At 65.3% G+C, this 18,560-nt stretch carries 21 protein-coding genes and 1 pseudogene; 9 read left to right on the plus strand and 13 right to left on the minus strand.

Annotation, left to right across the window (positions count from 1 at the left end; all coding sequences use genetic code 11):
- Nucleotides 1-232 precede the first annotated feature (232 nt).
- Entirely contained in the window at nucleotides 233-487 is a 255-nt protein-coding gene (locus tag BJA_RS27855; RefSeq protein WP_011088256.1) for a hypothetical protein, read from the plus strand.
- Nucleotides 488-508: 21 nt separating this feature from the next.
- Here the strand turns inward: BJA_RS27855 and BJA_RS43895 are convergent, their stop codons facing one another.
- The 4 genes from BJA_RS43895 to BJA_RS27875 all read right to left on the minus strand — a co-directional run bounded on the left by BJA_RS43895 (nucleotide 509) and on the right by BJA_RS27875 (nucleotide 2,997).
- Nucleotides 509-751 (minus strand): DUF6719 family protein, encoded by a 243-nt coding sequence (locus tag BJA_RS43895; protein WP_011088257.1) that lies wholly within the window; start codon nucleotides 749-751, stop codon nucleotides 509-511.
- Nucleotides 752-1,003: 252 nt separating this feature from the next.
- Nucleotides 1,004-1,711: an outer membrane protein gene (locus BJA_RS27865; RefSeq protein WP_028175884.1), complete on the minus strand. Its 708-nt coding sequence runs from the start codon at nucleotides 1,709-1,711 to the stop codon at nucleotides 1,004-1,006.
- Nucleotides 1,712-1,997: 286 nt separating this feature from the next.
- A complete protein-coding gene (locus BJA_RS27870; protein ID WP_193373137.1) occupies nucleotides 1,998-2,432 on the minus strand; it encodes a hypothetical protein in 435 nt (144 codons plus the stop codon).
- 196 nt (nucleotides 2,433-2,628) lie between these two features.
- Nucleotides 2,629-2,997 (minus strand): His-rich protein BRANT, encoded by a 369-nt coding sequence (locus BJA_RS27875; protein WP_028175882.1) that lies wholly within the window; start codon nucleotides 2,995-2,997, stop codon nucleotides 2,629-2,631.
- Between the two features lie 252 nt (nucleotides 2,998-3,249).
- Between BJA_RS27875 and BJA_RS27880 the strand changes: the two genes are divergently transcribed.
- On the plus strand, nucleotides 3,250-3,792 hold the full coding sequence (locus tag BJA_RS27880; protein ID WP_011088260.1) for a tetratricopeptide repeat protein: 543 nt from the start codon (nucleotides 3,250-3,252) through the stop codon (nucleotides 3,790-3,792).
- A gap of 108 nt (nucleotides 3,793-3,900) precedes the next feature.
- Nucleotides 3,901-5,286, plus strand: a complete 1,386-nt coding sequence (locus BJA_RS27885) for a serine hydrolase domain-containing protein (RefSeq protein WP_038967518.1) — start codon at nucleotides 3,901-3,903, stop codon at nucleotides 5,284-5,286.
- On the opposite strand, the gene BJA_RS27890 is transcribed toward BJA_RS27885, so the two are convergent.
- The gene (locus tag BJA_RS27890) at nucleotides 5,276-6,838 is read right to left on the minus strand and encodes a S10 family peptidase (protein ID WP_011088262.1); all 1,563 of its coding nucleotides are present in this window, start codon (nucleotides 6,836-6,838) and stop codon (nucleotides 5,276-5,278) included. The genes BJA_RS27885 and BJA_RS27890 overlap by 11 nt on opposite strands.
- A 247-nt stretch (nucleotides 6,839-7,085) precedes the next feature.
- Between BJA_RS27890 and BJA_RS27895 the strand changes: the two are divergent.
- The 3 genes and pseudogenes from BJA_RS27895 (at nucleotide 7,086) to BJA_RS27905 (ending at nucleotide 9,127) form a co-directional block, all read left to right on the plus strand.
- Nucleotides 7,086-7,866, plus strand: a pseudogene (locus BJA_RS27895) (NAD kinase).
- 109 nt (nucleotides 7,867-7,975) lie between these two features.
- Entirely contained in the window at nucleotides 7,976-8,521 is a 546-nt protein-coding gene (locus tag BJA_RS27900) for a response regulator (RefSeq protein ID WP_011088265.1), read from the plus strand.
- A 27-nt stretch (nucleotides 8,522-8,548) separates the two neighbouring features.
- The gene (locus BJA_RS27905) at nucleotides 8,549-9,127 is read left to right on the plus strand and encodes an Hpt domain-containing protein (RefSeq protein WP_011088266.1); all 579 of its coding nucleotides are present in this window, start codon (nucleotides 8,549-8,551) and stop codon (nucleotides 9,125-9,127) included.
- A 179-nt stretch (nucleotides 9,128-9,306) separates the two neighbouring features.
- Here the strand turns inward: BJA_RS27905 and BJA_RS27910 are convergent, their stop codons facing one another.
- From BJA_RS27910 to folE, 4 genes are all read right to left on the minus strand, one after another.
- Nucleotides 9,307-10,482: a DUF2336 domain-containing protein gene (locus tag BJA_RS27910; protein ID WP_011088267.1), complete on the minus strand. Its 1,176-nt coding sequence runs from the start codon at nucleotides 10,480-10,482 to the stop codon at nucleotides 9,307-9,309.
- Between the two features lie 172 nt (nucleotides 10,483-10,654).
- Entirely contained in the window at nucleotides 10,655-11,734 is a 1,080-nt protein-coding gene (locus BJA_RS27915; protein WP_038967526.1) for a transglycosylase, read from the minus strand.
- A gap of 185 nt (nucleotides 11,735-11,919) precedes the next feature.
- Nucleotides 11,920-12,342, minus strand: coding sequence for a phosphoribosyl-AMP cyclohydrolase (gene hisI, locus BJA_RS27920; RefSeq protein ID WP_011088269.1), 423 nt, complete (start codon nucleotides 12,340-12,342; stop codon nucleotides 11,920-11,922).
- 27 nt (nucleotides 12,343-12,369) lie between these two features.
- A complete protein-coding gene (gene folE, locus BJA_RS27925) occupies nucleotides 12,370-13,059 on the minus strand; it encodes a GTP cyclohydrolase I FolE (RefSeq protein ID WP_011088270.1) in 690 nt (229 codons plus the stop codon).
- A 241-nt stretch (nucleotides 13,060-13,300) separates the two neighbouring features.
- Here folE and BJA_RS27930 point away from each other — a divergent pair, with 241 nt between their 5' ends.
- Nucleotides 13,301-13,756, plus strand: a complete 456-nt coding sequence (locus tag BJA_RS27930) for an iron-sulfur cluster assembly scaffold protein (protein ID WP_011088271.1) — start codon at nucleotides 13,301-13,303, stop codon at nucleotides 13,754-13,756.
- Nucleotides 13,757-13,870: 114 nt separating this feature from the next.
- Here the strand turns inward: BJA_RS27930 and BJA_RS27935 are convergent, their stop codons facing one another.
- The gene (locus tag BJA_RS27935; RefSeq protein WP_028175874.1) at nucleotides 13,871-14,770 is read right to left on the minus strand and encodes a hypothetical protein; all 900 of its coding nucleotides are present in this window, start codon (nucleotides 14,768-14,770) and stop codon (nucleotides 13,871-13,873) included.
- Nucleotides 14,771-15,018: 248 nt separating this feature from the next.
- Here BJA_RS27935 and yidD point away from each other — a divergent pair, with 248 nt between their 5' ends.
- On the plus strand, nucleotides 15,019-15,357 hold the full coding sequence (gene yidD / locus BJA_RS27940) for a membrane protein insertion efficiency factor YidD (protein ID WP_011088273.1): 339 nt from the start codon (nucleotides 15,019-15,021) through the stop codon (nucleotides 15,355-15,357).
- A 91-nt stretch (nucleotides 15,358-15,448) separates the two neighbouring features.
- Nucleotides 15,449-15,661 carry a hypothetical protein gene (locus BJA_RS27945; protein ID WP_038967523.1) on the plus strand — a complete coding sequence of 71 codons (213 nt, stop codon included), beginning with the start codon at nucleotides 15,449-15,451 and terminating at the stop codon, nucleotides 15,659-15,661.
- A 1-nt stretch (nucleotide 15,662) separates the two neighbouring features.
- Here BJA_RS27945 and BJA_RS27950 read toward each other — a convergent pair whose 3' ends face one another.
- Genes BJA_RS27950 through BJA_RS27960 form a run of 3 tightly spaced genes read right to left on the minus strand, consistent with a single transcriptional unit; the run spans nucleotide 15,663 to nucleotide 18,506 of the window.
- Complete coding sequence (locus tag BJA_RS27950; protein ID WP_011088275.1) at nucleotides 15,663-16,619, minus strand: PDR/VanB family oxidoreductase; 957 nt, start codon at nucleotides 16,617-16,619, stop codon at nucleotides 15,663-15,665.
- Nucleotides 16,616-17,137 (minus strand): MOSC domain-containing protein, encoded by a 522-nt coding sequence (locus tag BJA_RS27955; RefSeq protein ID WP_011088276.1) that lies wholly within the window; start codon nucleotides 17,135-17,137, stop codon nucleotides 16,616-16,618. Before BJA_RS27955 ends, BJA_RS27950 begins: the two co-directional genes overlap by 4 nt.
- A gap of 55 nt (nucleotides 17,138-17,192) precedes the next feature.
- Entirely contained in the window at nucleotides 17,193-18,506 is a 1,314-nt protein-coding gene (locus BJA_RS27960; RefSeq protein WP_011088277.1) for an MFS transporter, read from the minus strand.
- Nucleotides 18,507-18,560 lie beyond the last annotated feature (54 nt).

Here is an 18,560-nt window from a genome sequence, read left to right on the forward strand (position 1 = left end):
CGCCACTGTCAGCGGCAGGAGCATGTGCCCGCAGGAGGTTTTCAGGTCGCTCGTCATGGCCGAAAACATCCGCTGATTCCGGCCGGAGAGTCCCAGGGATTCTTTTTTTGGAGATTCAGGACTCGTTTACGACTCAAGGACCCCGGGCACCGCGATCACGGCGCCGTGATCAACCGCCGGCCGGAACCCCTCGCCATTGAAGTCGTTAACGCGCTTTCCGGGAGCGGGAAGAATGCCCTACGCCCTGTTTTGCAACGATGCCCAGATCAGCAAGGCCTATCCTGATGAGTCCGACGTCTGGAAATTGGCGCAGCGGAGCGGTCTCGTCGTGGATGTCAGCGCCGACGACAACCGTGCCGGGCCGCGGCGTGTGCTCGACAACGACTACGAGATTAAGCCCTGCCGGGCAGCGCAGGGCGAGGACCCCGCCACGAACAAGGCGGAGGCCGAGCGCCAGTCCAGGATAGAGCTTCAGTTGAATTTGTAAGGTCGGGCCGGAAGCCGGGGTTCAGGGCGTCGCGGTCGCCAGCGATGCCTGCTCGCCGGCCAGCGCCACGCAGGCCTTGCGGCGGTGCAGCCCGCGGATCGCACCGGTGACCTTCAACACCTTGCCGGACGGACAGGAGGCGTCCTTGACGAAGGCCACCTCGTAAGGTGCCAGCATCAGAGGCTCGGATTTGAGGATTGTTTGAGCAGTGCACGGCCCGCCGACGAAGCACACGAGCACCGCTGCCGACACCAAGATACGCATGACCGTCGTCCCACCAGCCCGATAATTCTCATATAACGCGTTCCGGAGCGCGAGTTCCGTAAGCGGCAAAAATTATTTTTGCTTTACGCCAGCCCCATGACACGCGTGAGAAGGCGCGCGCCGGAATGTTTGCTTGCAAATGACGCGCCAGATGGTTCACGCAAAGCAAAGAACCGGCCGCCAGCACGGGCCGGCATACGAAAAGGCCGGCGGGAGCCGGCCTTTGTCGGAACTGGGATTGCCGCTGGCGGGTCAGTAGCGCGAGGCTGACGGACCACCCCAGCCGAAGCGGTAGTTCACACCGACCTTGACGGTATGCTCGTCCTCCCGGCCGCGGACGCCGACGATGTCGGCCGGCCCGGAGGTGAAGGTGGTGCTACCGAAATTGTAGTACTGGTACTCGGCCTTGGCCGACCAGCTCGGCGCGAACATGTATTCGAGGCCGGCACCGACGGTGTAGCCGTCCTTGTTGTTACCGGTGGCGGTGAAGCCCTGCGGCACGCCGGCGACGTTGACGCCAAGGCCGCCATTGCGCCAGGCGTAACCACCCTTGGCGTAGACCAGCGCCGGACCCCAGGTGTAGCCGATCCGGCCTGTCACCGACCCGAGCTGGTCGGTATTGGACGTCACCTGCGTTCCCAGTGGGAACGTGACACCGTTGTTGTTGGTCGGCAGCCAGGAATACTGGGCCTCGACACCGACGACCCAATTGGGCGCGAACTGGTAGTCGAAGCCACCCTGCACACCGCCGAGGAAGCGGGCGTCGCTCGACTGGAAGCTGCTGTCGCCGGCGAACGCGCCGCCAACATGGCCGCCGATGTAGAACCCGGTCCAGTTGTAGATCACCTGCGGCGGCGTATAGGCCGGTGCCTTGGTATAGGCGCGCGGCTGCATGTCGGCCGCTGCGGCCGGCGCGGCCAGCGCAAGCAGAGCGACTGCGCCCAGCAAGATCGTTTTCATGATCATCCCCGTTCTTTCAAATTCGACACTCAGGAAACAACGTGGCGTGAATTAGGTTGCTTCGCGGCGATGCCGGAACGTTGATCGTTCGCTACTGTGACGGGGTGGCAACATCGCGATTTTGTTCCGTCACGTTGCCCTGCACCGGCTGTTTTGTCGCCTGCGCAAGGCTTGCCGTAACAATCTGTCGCAAGGCGAACCCGCCCCGTTCAAAGCTCGCCAAAATGTGATCCAGCGGCTCCGGCGACTGCAGTCCTAGCACCAGCCGATGAAGGCGGGCTTTGCGCTACCGCATCATCTTTTCCAGTTCCGGAAAGGGTGCGTAAACCGCACCGGTACAGAGCTCGCTGGCGCGATCGAGGACACGGTCGGCCCGTCCGTTGACGAAGACGACGACGCGCTCGCGCATGCCCTTGTAGCTGCCGTCGGTCTCGCGGGGCGTGAAGCGCAGGCAGCTCACGTAGAACTGCCGGCCGCCGAGCTCGCGCAACACCGGCTCGGCCATGTCGGCCTCGCGCACGCCGACCGGATTGTTCAGATAGGCGCGCATCAGGGCGAGCGTGTCACCGCGGAAATTGTCGGGAAAAGGCTGAGGACCTCCAGCCTGGGTCCCATCCATCAGGGTTGGACGGTCACCGTCGCTGCCGAAACACGCTGCGAGCGCCAGCGGCAATGCCAGGATCAATAGCAGGCTCACCGCACGTTTCGCCAATCGCCCCACAGGTCACGCTCTCCGCTCGCTCAGACTCGGAGATGTTCTAGCCCCAAGGTTGCACGAAGGGAATTCGCTTGCAGGCGCACCGGCCCGCCGCCGGTGCCTTGCGCTTTCGCGCAAGGCACCGAGACAGCGGACCGGGCCTGAATTCCGCACGCGGCGGCGGGGCAATGCCAGGGATGCCGCCGCGCGGGATCAGTCGTTAGCTGCGCTTCTCGGTCGTCACCGGCTTGGTCGCGTCCGGCTGCGCCTTCAGCGACTTCTTGGCCGACAGATGCTTGTGGTGATGGCGATGCGTCCGCACGGTCTTGTGCTCGTCGGGCGTGACCGCGGCGTTCGCATTCATCGTCTTCGACTTGGTGTCGACCTTGGCGTCCGCCTTGACGTCGGCGGCCTTGGTGTCGGCCTTGACGCCGGCATCCGGTTTCGCGGCGGTGTTCGACACCTTGGTCTGGCTCTGGTCCGCCTTGATCACCGGCGCGGTCGTGGTGGTCTTGCCGGCCTCGGCGGCGAAGGCCGGGGCTGCGATCACGGAAGCTGCGAGCAAGGCTGCGGAAATGGTCTTCAACATGGTTGATCTCCTCTTGGAAGGATCTTCAGGCGGGCGCCCTCTCGCCAACCCTTCGATCGTAGGTGGGAGCCTAGGCCTCGCGCGCTGAACCCAGTCTGAAGCCGGTTGCAGGCTTCCGTTCATCTGGATGACAAGTTTGTCATCTGCCCAGAGGCGAATAGATCGTGCGAAGCGGGAATGTTTTCGCCCGTTGGGTGTTCCGGTCTTCGGGCAATCGTGTAGGATCGCCACGTTCCATACGGGAGAACTTAGATGCGCAAACTCTCAATGCTTCTGCTGCCGGGGCTCGTTGCCATGACGCTCGCAGCCGGGCCGGTGCTGACCAGCGCCTATGCCGCGGGGAGCGACGAGCCCTCGTCGCCGCCGAAGTCGGACACTTCGACCAAGAAGGGCAAGAAGAAGAGCTCGTCCGTCAGCGATCCGAAATTCCTTGCTGCCTATCGCACCGCCTACACCACGATCTACGACAATCATGACTACACCGGCGCGATCGATCAGTTGAAGTCGCTCAAGCGCGACGAAGTCGCCGACGTTGCCAATCTGATCGGCTATTCCTATCGCAAGCTCGGCGACTACCAGTCGTCGAAGGTCTATTACGAGCTGGCGCTGAAGGACGATCCGAACCACGTCCGCACCTGGCAGTATTACGGCCTCTGGCAGCTCGAGCAGGGCAACCGCGAGCAGGCGCAGTATCACCTGAACAAGATCGCCTCGCTCGCCGGCACCGACAGCTCCGAGTATCGCTCGCTTGCCGCGGCGCTGGACAAGCCGACCGGCGCGACGCTCGTCTACTAAGCCATCCCGTTTCCGAACGACGCGAACCGGCACAACCTAGGGGTTGTGCCGGTTCTGCTTTCTCGGCTAGCCTCGCGCACCAATCCTTCCCTCGCAAATCGGTGCGCAATGGACACGTGGCTGCGATCCGCGATCGACTACATCAGCTCCTGGATCGAATTCCAGCAGACGACAATCCAGCAGCCGGGCGTCATCGTCGCATTCGCCCATCGCGGCGAGGTCGTCGCCGAGCATGCATTTGGCGTTGCCAATCTCGACACCGGCGAAAAGCTCACGCCGCGCCACCGCTGCCGCATCGCCTCGCACTCCAAGAGTTTTACCTCGGCTGGCATCATGAAGCTGCGCGAGCAGCGCAAGCTTCGACTCGACGATTCCGTTGGGCAGTATGTCGGCGGCCTGCATCCGCGCGTCGCCGAGACCACGATCGCGCAACTGCTCTCGCACAGCGCCGGGCTGACGCGCGACGGCGCCGATTCCGGCCAGTTCATCGATCGTCGTCCGTATCTGAACGCGGAGGAGTTGCTCGCGGAGCTGAAGCTACCGACCGCGATCGAGCCCGGCACGCGCTTCAAATATTCCAATCACGGCTTTGGCCTGCTCGGTCTCGTGATCGAAGCGGTGACGAAGGAGCCCTACACCGCCTGGATCAAGCGCGAGATCATCGAACCCGCGGGTTTGCGCGAGACCGAGCCGGACGCGCCGCTCCCCAAAGGTGCGGCGTTCGCACGCGGTCACACGCGAAAAGTGCCGCTGGGCGAGCGCTGCGTGATCCCCGGCGACAATCCCACACACGCGATGGCGTCCGCCACGGGCTTCGCCGCCACCGCCGCCGATACGGCGCGTTTCTTCGCGCAGCTCGCGCCCAACGCAAGAAAGAGCGTGCTGTCGGTCGCCAGCCGCCGCGAGATGACACGACATCATTGGCGTATCCCGCAGAGTTTCGAGGCCTATTACGGCTTGGGCATCGGCGCCGGCAAGCTCGACGGCTGGGACTGGCTCGGCCATGGCGGTCACTTCCAGGGCTATATCTCGCGGACCTGCGCCATTCCCGCCTGCGAGCTCGCGATCAGCATCATCAGCAACTCCATCGACGGCGCTGCGCCGTTCTGGATGGACGGCGCGATGCAGATCCTGCGAACGTTCAAGACCCGCGGCGCACCCGACCGGCGCGTACGCGACTGGACCGGCCGCTGGTGGACGATCTGGGGCGCGACTGACCTCGTGCCGATGGGCGACCGTGTGCTCATCGCCAACCCGCAGTTCAACAATCCGTTCATGGATGCCGGCGAGATCGAGGTGACCGGCCGCGATACCGGCAGGATTGCCGCCGCCGCCGGCCATTCAAGTCATGGCGAGCCGGTGCGCCGCGTCCGCGATGCTCGCGGCAAGGTCAGCGACATCTGGCTCGCCGGCGCCAACGTCAAGCCTGCGAGCGTCGTCGCCCGCGAGATCGCGCGCCAATATCCACCGCGCAAGCGTCGGCCTACTCCCTGATCAATCCCTCGACCTCGCCACGAAGCGCCTGCCGCGAGCCGTCGCGCGAATAGAACATGTGGCCGCCAGGATAGACGACGAACTTGATCCGCTGCGTCGCGAAGGCCGGCAACTGGTCGAGCACCCGCTTGGATCCGAAATAGGGCGTGGCGAGATCGAACAGGCCATGCGCGACCAGCACGTTCAGCTTCGCGTCGGCGGCGAGGACCTGCCGCAGATCCGACACCGACTGCGGCGGGTTGATGCCGCGGCCGAAATCCCACTGCCCCTCGACGGCGCCGTTGAGGACTTCATAGGAGCCGTCCGGCCGCCAGTTGAGCTTGCGTGTCAGGACGTCCACCGCGGCGCTCGTCAACGGCGCCTGGAGCGCGTCGCCCGAGGGATCGCCGAAACGCGAATTGCCCGAATCCGGATAGGGATCGAGGCCGCGGACCGAGGCATCGTAGCGTCCCGTCACCTTGCCGTTCTTGCGGTCGAACTCGCGGCGGAATTCACCGATGTCGAAGCGGCCGGCGAGCCTGCGGCTCACCGCCCGGTCGATGCCGGTGAGCTCGGCGACCTTGTCGGCAAGGCGATTGGTGGCCTCCTTGTCGGCCTCGCCCTTGACGAGGTCGGCCAGGAATTCGCCGCGCGCGTAAGCCTCGACGTCGGCGAGATCGGCGCGCTTGACCGGTCCTTTGGCCTCGCGCGCCACCGCCACATAGCTCGGCAGCGTTGCGACATATTGCAGGAGGCTGGTGCCGGTGAACTCGCGGAAGTCGAGCAGCGGCGACACCAGGATCAATCCCCTGACGCCGACGCCGTGCTGGACCTGCAACTGGCGCACCACCTTCGGCCCGCGAATGCCGCCATAACTCTCGCCTGCAACGTATTTCGGCGAGACCAGCCGGTCATGCCTCTCGAGCCAGCGGCGGATCACCAGCGCGATCGCATTGACGTCACCGTCGACGGAATAGAAGGACTTGCGCGCGTCCTCGCCGGTCGCAACGAACCGGCTGTAGCCGGTGCCGACGGGATCGATGAAGACGAGATCGGTGAAATCAAGCCAGGTCTCCGCGTTCGGCTTCACGTCGGGCGAGGCCGATGGCGAAAGGGCTTCGCCATCGAGCGGCAGCCGCCACGGGCCCGCAGCGCCGAACTGCAGCCATGCCGAGGACGCGCCGGGTCCGCCGTTGAACAGGAACGTCACGGGACGCGTCGCGCGGTCTGAACCGTCGAGCTCATAGGATGTGTAGGCGATGTCGGCCAGCGGCTCGCCCTTGCCATCGAACACGCGGATCGAGCCGGCGGTTGCGGCGAAGTTGAGCGTGCGACCGGGCAGATCGAGCGTCTGCTTCGTGGTCGAATCCGAGGGAAGACGGTGCGGCTCGGCGGCCGACGGCGAAGCTTGCTGCGCGCTTTGCGTGCCGCCGCCGCGTCCGCCTTTCTGTCCGGCCGGCGCCGCCGTCTCAGATCGCGGCTGCGGCGGATCGTCCGCACGCGCAAGGCCCGCAAGCGCGAAGGCCGACACCGCCAGCACCAGGATCGCGCGGCTCGGCAAACTCGTGGTCATGATCGTTCTCCCTGCCGGCTGTGAGAGCCCGGCGAGGCCAAAAGCCTAGCGCAAAATTGCGACGGTTTGGGGGATTGTGGACTCGAGGGCGCCCAAGGAGGCCGATCGGGCTCGAAACGACCCGGTTTCGTCCCGAATCGGCAGCCGCCCGTTTGCCTTGAAGGGCGGTCATCCTCGACAATGCAGGCCCGGGTGTATAGACGAGCCCGGCGGAACTTACTCGAGCCAGCGGCCCTGCCCGGAAGCCATGACCAAGCCAGCGCGCTACGACCGGATCGCCTTCGTCGCCAGCCCGAGCAGCGAGGCGCAGGCCGCCTTCGGCCAGCTCACCAGCGACTATGGCAATTGCGACCCGAACGAAGCCGACATCGTGGTCGCGCTCGGCGGCGACGGGTTGATGCTCCAGACGCTGCACCAGAACATGCACACGGGAAAGCCGATCTACGGCATGCACCGCGGCACGGTCGGCTTCCTGATGAACGAATACTCGACGCACGATTTGCGTGCGCGGCTCGAGGCGGCACAGGAGTCCGAGATCAATCCGCTGCTGATGCGCGCGACCGACGTCAACGACCGCGTCCACCTGCACCACGCTATCAACGAGGTCGCGCTGTTCCGTCAGACCTACCAGGCGGCACGCTTGCGGATCCTGATCGACGAGCGCGAGCGGATGCCCGAGCTGATCGCCGACGGCATCATGGTGGCGACACCGGCAGGCTCGACCGCCTACAACCTGTCCGCCCAGGGACCGATCCTGCCGATCAACGCCCGCGCTGCTGGCGCTGACCCCGATCAGCGCCTTCCGCCCCCGCCGCTGGCGCGGCGCGCTGCTGCCCAACACGGCCTATGTCGTGATCGAGGTGCTGGAGGGCGACAAGCGCCCCGTCGCCGCGGTCGCCGACCACGATGAGGTGCGCGACGTCCGCCGCGTCGAGGTGCTGTCCGACAAGACCATCTCGATGCGCATGCTGTTCGACCCCGGCCACAGCCTGGAAGAGCGTATTTTGCGCGAGCAGTTCGGGTACTGAGCCCCCTGCCCGGCGCCTTGACCGGCGCTTTGGGACGCCCGGTCGCAACCCTTCGTTAACCCCCGCCACGATATGGTTAACGAAGGTTGACCGCTCTGGCCCAGGCGTCATGTTCCGCATCGATTTCAACAAGCTGCGCTTCCTCGTCTGCGACGACAATCCGCACATGCGCCGCATCCTGCGGACGCTGCTGCATTCCTTCGGCGCGCGCGAAGTCTACGAGGCCGAGGACGGCGCCACGGCGCTGGAAATGTACAGCCACTACGTGCCCGACATCGTCATCACCGACTGGGCGATGCCGATCTTCGACGGGCTCGAGCTCGCGCAGATGATCCGGCAGCCGGAATCCAAGGGCAATCCTTACGCGCCGATCATCATGCTGACCGGCCATTCCGAGAAGCGCCGCGTCACGGTCGCGCGCGATGCCGGAGTCACCGAATTCCTGGCCAAGCCGATCTCGGCCAAGGGGCTCTATCAGCGCATCCTCAACGTGGTCGCCAATCCCCGGCCCTTCATCAAGACCAAGACCTATTTCGGTCCGGACCGGCGCCGCAACACGAACTCCGCCTATATGGGCCCCGAGCGCCGTGTCGGCGAAAAGCACGAGGTGCTGCAGCAGCCCTCGCTGCTCGACAAGGCCCGCTCCACCATCTAGCGCAACGTCTCAGGCGAGGCAGGTATCATGGCGAAGAACAGCGCAAAGGACATCGAGGTCACGGCCTTCGCCACGCATCAAATCATCACGCAGCCCAATCCGCTGCGCAGGGTTCTGCGTCGTGTCGAAGAAAAGGACCTGGACGATCCGGTCAGCCGCGCCGAGCAGGCGCTCGCCGGCCTCGCCGGCGAGTTCAAGGACTGGATGACGACAGAGGTCAACCGCCTGTCCGCCGCCTACGTCGCCATCCGCCATGACGGCTTCACCAAGGACAGGCGCGACGAGCTGTTCCGCGCCGCGCACGACATCAAGGGCGACGCTGCGACATTCGGCTACCCGGCCGCGGCGGGAGTCGCCGAGAGCCTGTGCCGCGTCATCGAGCACGCGCCCGATCTCGAAAGGGTGCCGGCCGAGCTGTTCACGCACCACATCAACGCCATCCTGGCCATCGTGCACGAGAACACCAAGCTCGACAGCATCAGCGTCTCCGCCGAGCTCAGCCGGCGCCTGCGCAAGGTCGCCGACGACTACCTCGCCGACGTCAACCGCGACCGCCCCGAGCACCTTGAGGTGATCCTGGCGCCGAGCATCGTGCCGGCGGAGTAAACACTCTCGCGTCTTGTCATTGCGAGCGCAGCGAAGCAATGACAGAGCCTCAGGCTGCTCCATCGACACGACCAGAACGTAGGGTGGGCAAAGCGAAGCGTGCCCACCAATCAACATGAGCTGCGTGGAGAGATGGTGGGCACCGCGCTACGCGCCTTTGCCCACCCTACGGCGTCTCGTTACGCCGCGATCAGATCGTCATAAAACGGATCGACCGTGTCGTCCGCGACCAGCTCGTCGCAGAACAGCCTTGCCTCTTCGCGCGCAGACTCGGTGGCGAAGCGGCGGAGCAGGACCATCAGCGGCTCGGTGGCGCCGCGGTCGGTCTCGCAATGGGTGAGCACGCGCTCGACCATGCGCCGGCGCAGCCGCACCGCGCCGTCGTCGCTGTCGACGAAGCCCTGCTCGTGGCAGGCATCGAGCGCCACCTGGAACGCCGCAAACGTCGCCTCGGGAAGCCCGGCGCGGCGGAGCAGCGCGTGCAGGCTGTTGCCGCCGCGGTCGTGCAGCAGCGCGGTGACGCGCGCCAGCGGCAAATCGGCGAGTTCAGCCAGCGCGGCGTCGAACAGGTCGAGATTGCTCGACAGCAGCGCGCGCAGGATCAGGCCCGCGGTCAGCTGGCCGGTGACGCGCAAATGATGCACCAGCCCCTGCATGTCCTCGCCGCGCGAGCGCGCCGCGATGTTGATGGTGGAGCGGTCGCGCGCCTCGATGGTGATGCGGTCGGCGCGATCGGCACTCAGCCAGTTCCGCGCGACGACGAATTGCGCCAGCGTCTCGGAGAGCTTTGCCACCAGCGCCGCGCGCGTTGCGGCCGGCAGATCCTCCAGCACCAGCATCGCCTCGCGGATCGCGGCGAGATGGCCGTGACGGTCGACGATGCGGTTCCAGGAGAACGGCGCGAGCTCGGCGTGGGGATTCTCGATCAGCTCGAGCGCTGCCGCTGCGCAGCCGACTTCGGCGATCGCGGCGCAGACCGACACCGGCAGCGCGACGCGGCGCGCGACCGCGCACTGCACCTCGTCGTTGCCGGTTGCGACGATGTCGACGAGGTCCGCATCGATCAGCAGCGGAGAATGCTCGAGCACGGGCAGCGCAACGGTCGGCTGGTCCGCCGACAGCGCCCGCACGATCGCCGCCGGGGCATCCGTGCTGCGCGCAAAAGCCTCGGCCATCGCCTGCCGCACCAGCGGCGAGGGATCGTCGAGCAGCATCAGAAGCGCGCCTTCGGCGGCGACGCGATCGTCATGGGACAAGTCTGAGATCAGCCAGGCCCGGGCCAGTGCCCGTGTTGCCTCGGCCCGCTCGCCGGCGGGCGCCGTCCTGATCCAATTGATGAACTGCCGAACAATCATGCTGCTTCCGGCTTACACAACAAACGAAAATGGTGACGGCTCGTCACCTGCAACACAAAATAAACCACGACGCTTAACAAAGCGTTCACCATAACTGGCTGGTTTTATTGACGTTTTGTTAAGGGAACCAAGGCGCCTCTGCATCCGTGCCCCGGACGCGAAAGGCGAAATGTCAGCTCGAGAACGTGCCGCTGCGATCGCTGAAGAGATCGAGCGGCTGCGGCGGCCGCACATCCGGCGTCGCCGATGCGACCGAGGTCGCGGGCGCGACCGAGGTGAGCGAGGCGTTGTTGCCCCACAATTTCTGCACCGTCGTCGAGACCGGCTGCGTGGCGTCGCCGGGCTGATAGATCGAACGGAATGCCGGCGTGATCGGCGTGTTGTCCGCGACCGTCATCGAGGATGTCGCGCTCACCGGCGTCACGCCGCGCACATCCGGAAAGGTCTGGAGATAAGCGGCGTTGTCGATCACCGGCGTGGTGGGCAGCACGGCATTTGCACTCGCGACCTGCGTCGTCGACGGCGTGCCGCCATACATCGCCATCGCGCTGCGCGTGGTCTTCGAATTTGCCGCGCTCGCATAGCGCGCGTCCAGCACCGAATAGACTTCAGAGACGCTACGGGCGCGGCCATCCCTGGCGTAGAAGATCGAACGGTTGGCGGATGCCGCGTTGGGAAACAGCCGCGCGCCGACCGCTTGCGGATTGTCCTCGGCATTGGCGATCAGTTTTGCGGCGCCGCCGACGCCCATGAAATGCGCCATGTAGAGTTCGCTGTCGGACGGCCTGCGGCCGAGCAGACCGGTGAGCTTGAAGCTGTTCGACTGCGTCAGCGCCGCCGCCATGCTCGAGGCAGCCTCCGGGTCGTCGCGCAGCTTCATGATCGACCGCTTCGTCACGGGATCGTCGACGGTGTAGGTGCCCGACGAAGTCCTGGTGATGGCGTCGGCGTAGTTGCCATAGCCGAGCTGGGTCCCCGCCTCCTTCACCGTGCCGAGCCAGGTCTGGTCGATGAACTGGTAAAGCCCGTGCGCGGACGATGTCGTGGCCCCCGCCGTCGGATCGAAATCCGATTCCATCTTTGCGGTGGTCAGCATGTATTGGAAGCTGACGCCACTGACGTTCGAGGCCTGCTTGATCGCACCGGCGACACGCGCCCGCGACGGATCGAGAACCGCCGTCTGAGAGGCACTGGAATTGTCGACCGACATGATGAAGTGCCCGCCCCGCGCGGCGTTGAGCGACGCCGGCAATTCGGCGTCCTGTCGTCTCACCGTGAGACAGGTATGGTTAATGCGGGGTTAATTCGGGGATCGCCCCCTCCCCGAGTCATTCCGGGGCATCGCGAAGCGATGAGCCCGGAATCCATCCAACCCCGCGTGATGCCGCACGATGGATTCCGGGTTCGTGCTGCGCACGCCCCGGAATGACAGAGGGGCTACTTCTTGTAGACCGCGTCCGGATCGAACAGCCTGTCGGCGTCGACAAAGACCAGTTTCGCTCCCCCGTCCTCGGCCTCGACCTTGCGGTAGAAGCAGGACCGGCGGCCGGTGTGGCAGGCCGCGCCGATCTGCTCGACGCGGATCCAGACCGCGTCCTGGTCGCAATCGGTGCGCATCTCGACCACGCGCTGGGTCTGACCCGATGTCTCACCTTTTCGCCACAAAGCATTGCGCGAGCGGCTGAAGTACCAGGCCTCGCCGGTCGCGATCGTCTTGCGCAGCGCCTCGTCGTTCATGTGGGCAACCATGAGCACATCGCCGGTGGCGACGTCGGTCGCCACGCAGGTCACGAGGCCGCTTGCGTCGAAGCGCGGCTGGAAGGACAGCCCTTCCTCGATCTCATGGGAGTGAGCGGACACAGGAACCTCGCCAGTCAACTCGCGAGGTCAGCGCGTGCCTCGCACCAGGGACAGGAAACGGGCCTGCTCCGCCGGATTGTCGCGGAACATGCCGGTAAAGCGGCTGGTGAACGTGGAAGCGCCATGCTTGGCGACGCCGCGCACCGACATGCAGGTATGCTCGGCCTCGATCAGCACGGCAACGCCGCGGGGTTTCAAGACCTCGTCGATGGCCGCGGCAATCTGCGCCGTCAGATGCTCCTGGGTCTGGAGCCGGCGGGCGAAGATATCCGTCAGGCGGGCAAGCTTCGACAGGCCGACGACGCGCTCCACCGGCGTATAGGCGATGTGCGCCTTGCCGTAGAACGGCATCATGTGGTGCTCGCACTGCGAGGTGAACTCGATATCGCGCACCAGCACGAAGTCGTCATAGCCGGCGGTCTCGCCAAAGGTGCGGTCGAGCACCTCGGCCGGGCACTGGTGGTAGCCCTGATAGAGCTCGTCGAAGGCCTCGACCACGCGGCGCGGCGTGTCCAAGAGACCCTCGCGCTCGGTGTTCTCGCCGATATAGGCCAGCAGCGTCTTCACCGCCGCTTCCGCCTGTGCGCGCGCGGGGCGCGGCTGGTCGGCGCGGACGGCGGCCGCGAGGAATTCGGCAGGGTCAAGCTCGGCCGGGCGGCTCTCGGGCTGCCGGTCGGAGGGCTTGCTCGGGCGGATGGATTTGATCGTAGCGTCCATATCGACTCCGTTCGACGGCCTTGCGGCCGGAGTGTCACCGGCAGACGGGGCGGCAAGCCGCCGGACGCCTGAAGACTACAGTTTTGGCGAAAAAGGTCCGCAATCTCTGACGTCGCCCGCGTGGTCCTGGATCACCACTGCCGGGCCGCTGGACTGTTTTTCCACCCGTTCCGACCCTATATAGGACCCTGGACGGCGCCCGCCAAGGCCGATCCGGTGCGGAAGTGTTGGACTCCATCACATGCTGAACGACATTTATAACAAGCGGATCATCGAGTTGGCCGGGAATATTCCGCGCCTCGGGCGGCTGTCCGCCCCCGATGCCACCGCGACTGCCCACTCCAAATTGTGCGGCTCGACCGTGAAGGTCGATCTCAAGATGGACGGCGACACCGTCACCGACTTCGCCCATGACGTGAAGGCCTGTGCGCTCGGACAGGCCTCCTCATCCATCATGGCAAGTCACGTCGTCGGCTCGACTGCGAGCGAACTCCGTGAGTTACGCGAAACCGTTCGCAAGATGCTCAAGGAGAACGGCGCGCCTCCTGAAGGCAAATGGGAAGAGATCAAGTTCCTCGAGCCGGTGCGCGACTACAAGGCGCGACATGCCTCGACGCTCCTGACCTTCGATGCCGTCGTCGATGCCATCGGTCAGATCGAGGCCAAGGCGAAGCAGCCGGCAACGGCGCAGGGCTGAACCGCCCGCGTCATTCCGGGGCGTCGCAAGTGACGATCCCGGGATCCGGAGATTACAGCGCGAGATTCCGGGTTCGCGCTACGCGCGCCCCGGAATGACTGCCAAGATTTGAGACTACTTCGGCGAGGCCGCGCTCGGCGTCGCCACGCCACCCGTCGGCACCACGGCTTCCGCCGTCTTGGTCGACTTGGCCGGCTGCTCCGGTTCCACACCGAACCTGGCCTGCGTCTTCGGCGCCAGCTCCGCCATGGCCGGCGCTGTGACGTCCACATGCGGCAGCACGTCGGCCACCAGATCCGTCGTCACGAGATTGGTGAGCTTGAGCTCTCCGGTGTCCAGCTCATGCAGATCTTCCCAGGGCGGGACGCTGAGCGCGAGCGACAAAAGATCGCCGGCGCCGCCCATGTCGAAGGTGTATTTGGCGAGCCGGCCGATGTCGCGTTCCACGATCATCAGGTCCTGCGCGCTGTAGCTCGCCGCCTTGGCATCGTCGGCGCGATCGCCCATCCAGATCTGGTGGACGCGGACATGGGCGGCGTCCGGCACGTAGCGCTTCTTGCCGGCCAGCAGCAGGAACACGCACATGGATTCGCAATAGGCCTCGGGCGCGACCGCCGGACGGGCCGACTGCCCGCCGCGGTTCTGAACGCTGATGCCGACCGTGGTCAAAAGCCCGAGATTGCGGAAGCGCCTGCCGAGCGTGATCGCGTCGTTGACGGAACCGCCGCTGGAATCGAGCACGACAGTGGCGCCGCCGAGCTGGCGCCCGCGCGAAAATTCCTCGAAATCCTTGGGCGTATCGGCGGTAATGATGCCAACCGCACTGACCCAGCCGCGGCAGTTCGGCTCGCAGGCGACCCAGCTGAACTTCATCGGCAGCTTGCGCTCTTCGAGGGCCGCGCCAGCGTGAGCCTTGGTGCCGGTCGTAGCGACAGCTCCGGTCAGGGCGATGCCGAATGCGGCGGCCCCAAGCACCAACCAGCCGCGACGATCAAGGGAGTTCAGAAGTCTCAATCTGGTTCCTTCCCCAAGCCCCAAAGGTCCCCCAACAATCCCCGGTAGCGCCCTCTGAGTCCATCATACAGGCGTATGTTTCTACACGCGGGCGTCATAAAAATGGTATCCGGGCGAATACAGATCGTCCACAGGTACTTGCTGCACTGCTCCCAAAAAGCACGTAAAATATGGCGCGCAAACAACAGCTTGCTGTTCCCTGCTCGGGAACCGCGCAACACCTCGCTTAACGTCGCAGCAAAGCGCACATGAAGCATTCAGCCTGCGAGCATTGTTCCACTCCCGTCGAGGGCGCGCTTCGCCTCCCGCGCAGATTCGGTCGCGCGCTGATCTGGCTCTACCGCCATACACTCTCGCCGCTGGTCGGCTACAATTGCCGGCATCTGCCGACCTGCTCCGTCTACGGCGACGAGGCGATCGAACGTTTCGGGCTCTGGGCGGGTGGCTGGATGACGCTCGCGCGCCTGCTTCGCTGCAATCCGTTCGGCACGTCGGGCATCGACAACGTGCCCCTCGCCGCGCCGCAAGACGCACGCTGGTATCTGCCCTGGCGCTACGGCCGCTGGCGCGGCGTCAACGCACCCTAAGTTTGTTGCGGTCCTTTCTGCATCGCTGCCCTGAGTGGAACCGGAACTTTCTCCTCGCGTTGTTTTGATGCTCCCGCGGGAGGAAACAACAATGCGCTGGAAAATCAGCCCTCATCTTCACTTCAGACTTGGTCCGCATCCCAAATTCAGTCCAAGGGGGCACGATCCAAGAACAATCGATGTGCTCGCCATGGTCGCCCTGCTGGCGCTCGTGCTCGGCTCCGGCTGGTATCTGGCGACAAGCTTGGCCACGCCGCCCAGCAACACGGCGTTCATCGTGCCGAGCCAGAGCGTGCACTGGTAGCTCAGAGATCCAGCACCAGCCGCTCCGCGTCTGATCCGGCGACGCAAACCATGAGATAGCGCTCGCGCTCATATGGCGACAGGATGCGGTCGCGGTGCACGGGCTTGCCCTCGATCCATCCGACCTTGCAGGCGCCGCAGATGCCCCCGCAGCAGGAGGTTGCGATGTCGATGCCTCCTTCCTGCAACGCGGCCAGCATGGTCTGGCCGGCGCGGACCTGGATCTCGGCGCCCGAGCGCGCCAGTGACAGCGTGAAGGGCTTTGTGTCCGGATCGATGACCGGCGGCGGCGCGACGAAACGCTCGATATGGACATTGGCGGCTGGCCAGCCTGCGGTGACCTGCTCGAAATCCTCAGTCATGCCTTCCGGCCCGCAACAGGCGACCAGCGTGTCCGCCCCGCCCTCCCCGATGAGCGCAGCGAGATCAGGACGCCCGGCCCGGGACGTGCAGTGCACGACGACACGGCCCGCGTCGATCAGTGGCGCGAGATGCGCGGCGAGCGGCACCTCCTCGCGCACGATCAGATGCAGCACGAAGCCGGCATCGCCCGTCTGCACGAGGTGCCGCGCCATCGACAGGAACGGCGTCACGCCGATGCCGCCCGCGATGAACACATGGCGCGCAATGCCTGCACCGGGATCGAGCCCGCCGCGCGGCAACGAGACGCCGATCACGTCGCCAATACCGACCTCATCGTGAAGCGCGCGCGAACCGCCACGCCCATCAGCCTCACGCTTGACCGCAACAACATAGCGCGCATTGTCGGCGGGCTCGTTGCACAGTGAGTAGGTGCGGACAAGTCCGTTCGGCAGATGCAGGTCGATATGCGCGCCGGGCTTGAAGGGCGGCAGCTCCCAGCGATCGGGGTCGGCCAGCGTGAACAGTTTTGTGCCTGCCCCCGCCTCCTCGATGCCGGTGACGATCGTCTTGATCGTCGTGATCGGACGCACCTTCATGCCGCGTTCCGCACGGTATCGCCGACCTTGACGATGCCGCCTTGCAGGATCTTGCAGTTCAGGCCGGAGCGATTGATGAGGGGATCGAAGATCGCCTTGCCGGTGATCTCCTCGATATGCCGGCACGGCACCGACAGCCGGGTTGCTTCCAGCAGGGTTTCCCCGAGCCAGAAGCGGCGGCCGACCAGATGGTTCAGCGGCACGCCTTCGACCGTGACGTTGCGCCGATGCTCCTCCGGGCCGAGCTCGATGCCGGCATCACGCTTGAGCGCGACCAGCGTCTCGAGCTCGAACAGGGTGACCTGCCGGCCTTCTTCCGGCTTGTGCGAATAAAAACCCTCCTCGTTGCCGATCATGTAGCGGTCGCCCCCGATCCCCCGGCCTGCGACGAGCGTGATCGTTTCCACTGCGCGCATCGGCAGGAACGCACGCGGGGCAAGATGGAGGAAGCGCACCACGCCGGTCCAGCCGAGCTGCGTTGTCGTCTGCGCCGAGCCGGCGCTGATGGTGTCGAGCATGACAAAATCCTTGTGAGAGGCGTTGGCGCGCCGCCGGCAGCGGCGCGCCGCGGGATCAGGTCAGTTCCTTGTTCGCCATTTCCGGCGCGAACGTGGTCGCAGTTGCCGTGATGGCCGCGCAGGCGATCAGCAGTAGCGAGACCGGCCAGGTTGCGCCGCCGCTCCACGCCATCAGCGACGCCGCGATCAGCGGCGTCAACCCGCCGCTCAGGGCCGCGCCGACCTGAAATCCGAGCGAGGCGCCGCTGTAACGCAGCCGCGCGGAGAACAGCTCGGAGTACCAGGGCGCGCCGATGCCGAACATCACCATCTGGCCGAAGGTGATCGCGACCACGATGGTGCAGATGACGACGGCGGGATCGCGGGTGTTGAGCAGCCAGAACAGCGGAAAGGCAAACAGCGCCGAGAACAGGCAGCTCGCATAGAACATCGTCTTGCGGCCGACGAGGTCGGACAGCCAGCCGAACAAGGGAATGGCGAGCAGCGCGACCAGCGATGCGGCGAACGCGCCGTTCAGCACCACCGTGCGCGACAGGCCGAGATTGGCCGTGGCGTAGGACATCACGAACACCCCGCCGATGCTGGCATAGGCGATCTCGGAGATCTTCAGACCAACCGCAGTGAAGAACGGCCTGCGGTGATGCCTGAAGATCTCGACCAGCGGCATGCTTGCGACGTCCTTCTTGGCCTGGACCTGACGGAAGGCCGCGGTCTCTTCCATGTTGAGGCGGATGTAGAGCCCGACGCCGACCAGGAGGATCGAGATCAGGAACGGAATGCGCCAGCCGTAAGCCATGAAGTCGCTTTCCGGCAGGCTCGCCACCAGCGCAAACATGCCGATCGCGGCGAGATTGCCGATGGGATTGCCGACCTGCACCATGCTGCCGAGCAGGCCGCGGCGGTGGGTCGGGCAGTTCTCCACCACCATCAGCACCGCCCCGCCCCACTCGCCGCCGAGGCCGATGCCCTGGAGGAAACGCAGGCCGATCAGGAGCAGCGGCGCGGCGATGCCGATCTGCTGATAGGTCGGAAGCAAGCCGATCAGGAAGGTGCCGATGCCCATCACCATGATCGTGATCGCGAGCATCGCCTTGCGGCCGACCCGGTCGCCGTAATGACCGAAGATCGCAGCGCCCAGCGGCCGCGCCAAAAAGCCGACCGCGTAGGTGCCGAAGGCGGCGATGGTGGCGAGCGTGGGATTGCCGGCCGCGAAGAAGACCTTGTTGAACACCAGCGCGGTCGCCGTGCCGTAGATGAGGAAATCGTACCATTCGACCGCGGTGCCGATCACGCTCGACCACACGATCCGTCGCAAGCTCGCCGCCTCGTCCGGCGCTACGCTCAGGGTTACGTCGTCTGCCACGGTCATCGATCTCTCCAAAAGGTACCGGCGCCTGGGAAAGCAGTTGGTTCTGTCGCGGAG

It is taken from the genome of Bradyrhizobium diazoefficiens USDA 110 (assembly GCF_000011365.1).
Taxonomy (GTDB): domain Bacteria; phylum Pseudomonadota; class Alphaproteobacteria; order Rhizobiales; family Xanthobacteraceae; genus Bradyrhizobium; species Bradyrhizobium diazoefficiens.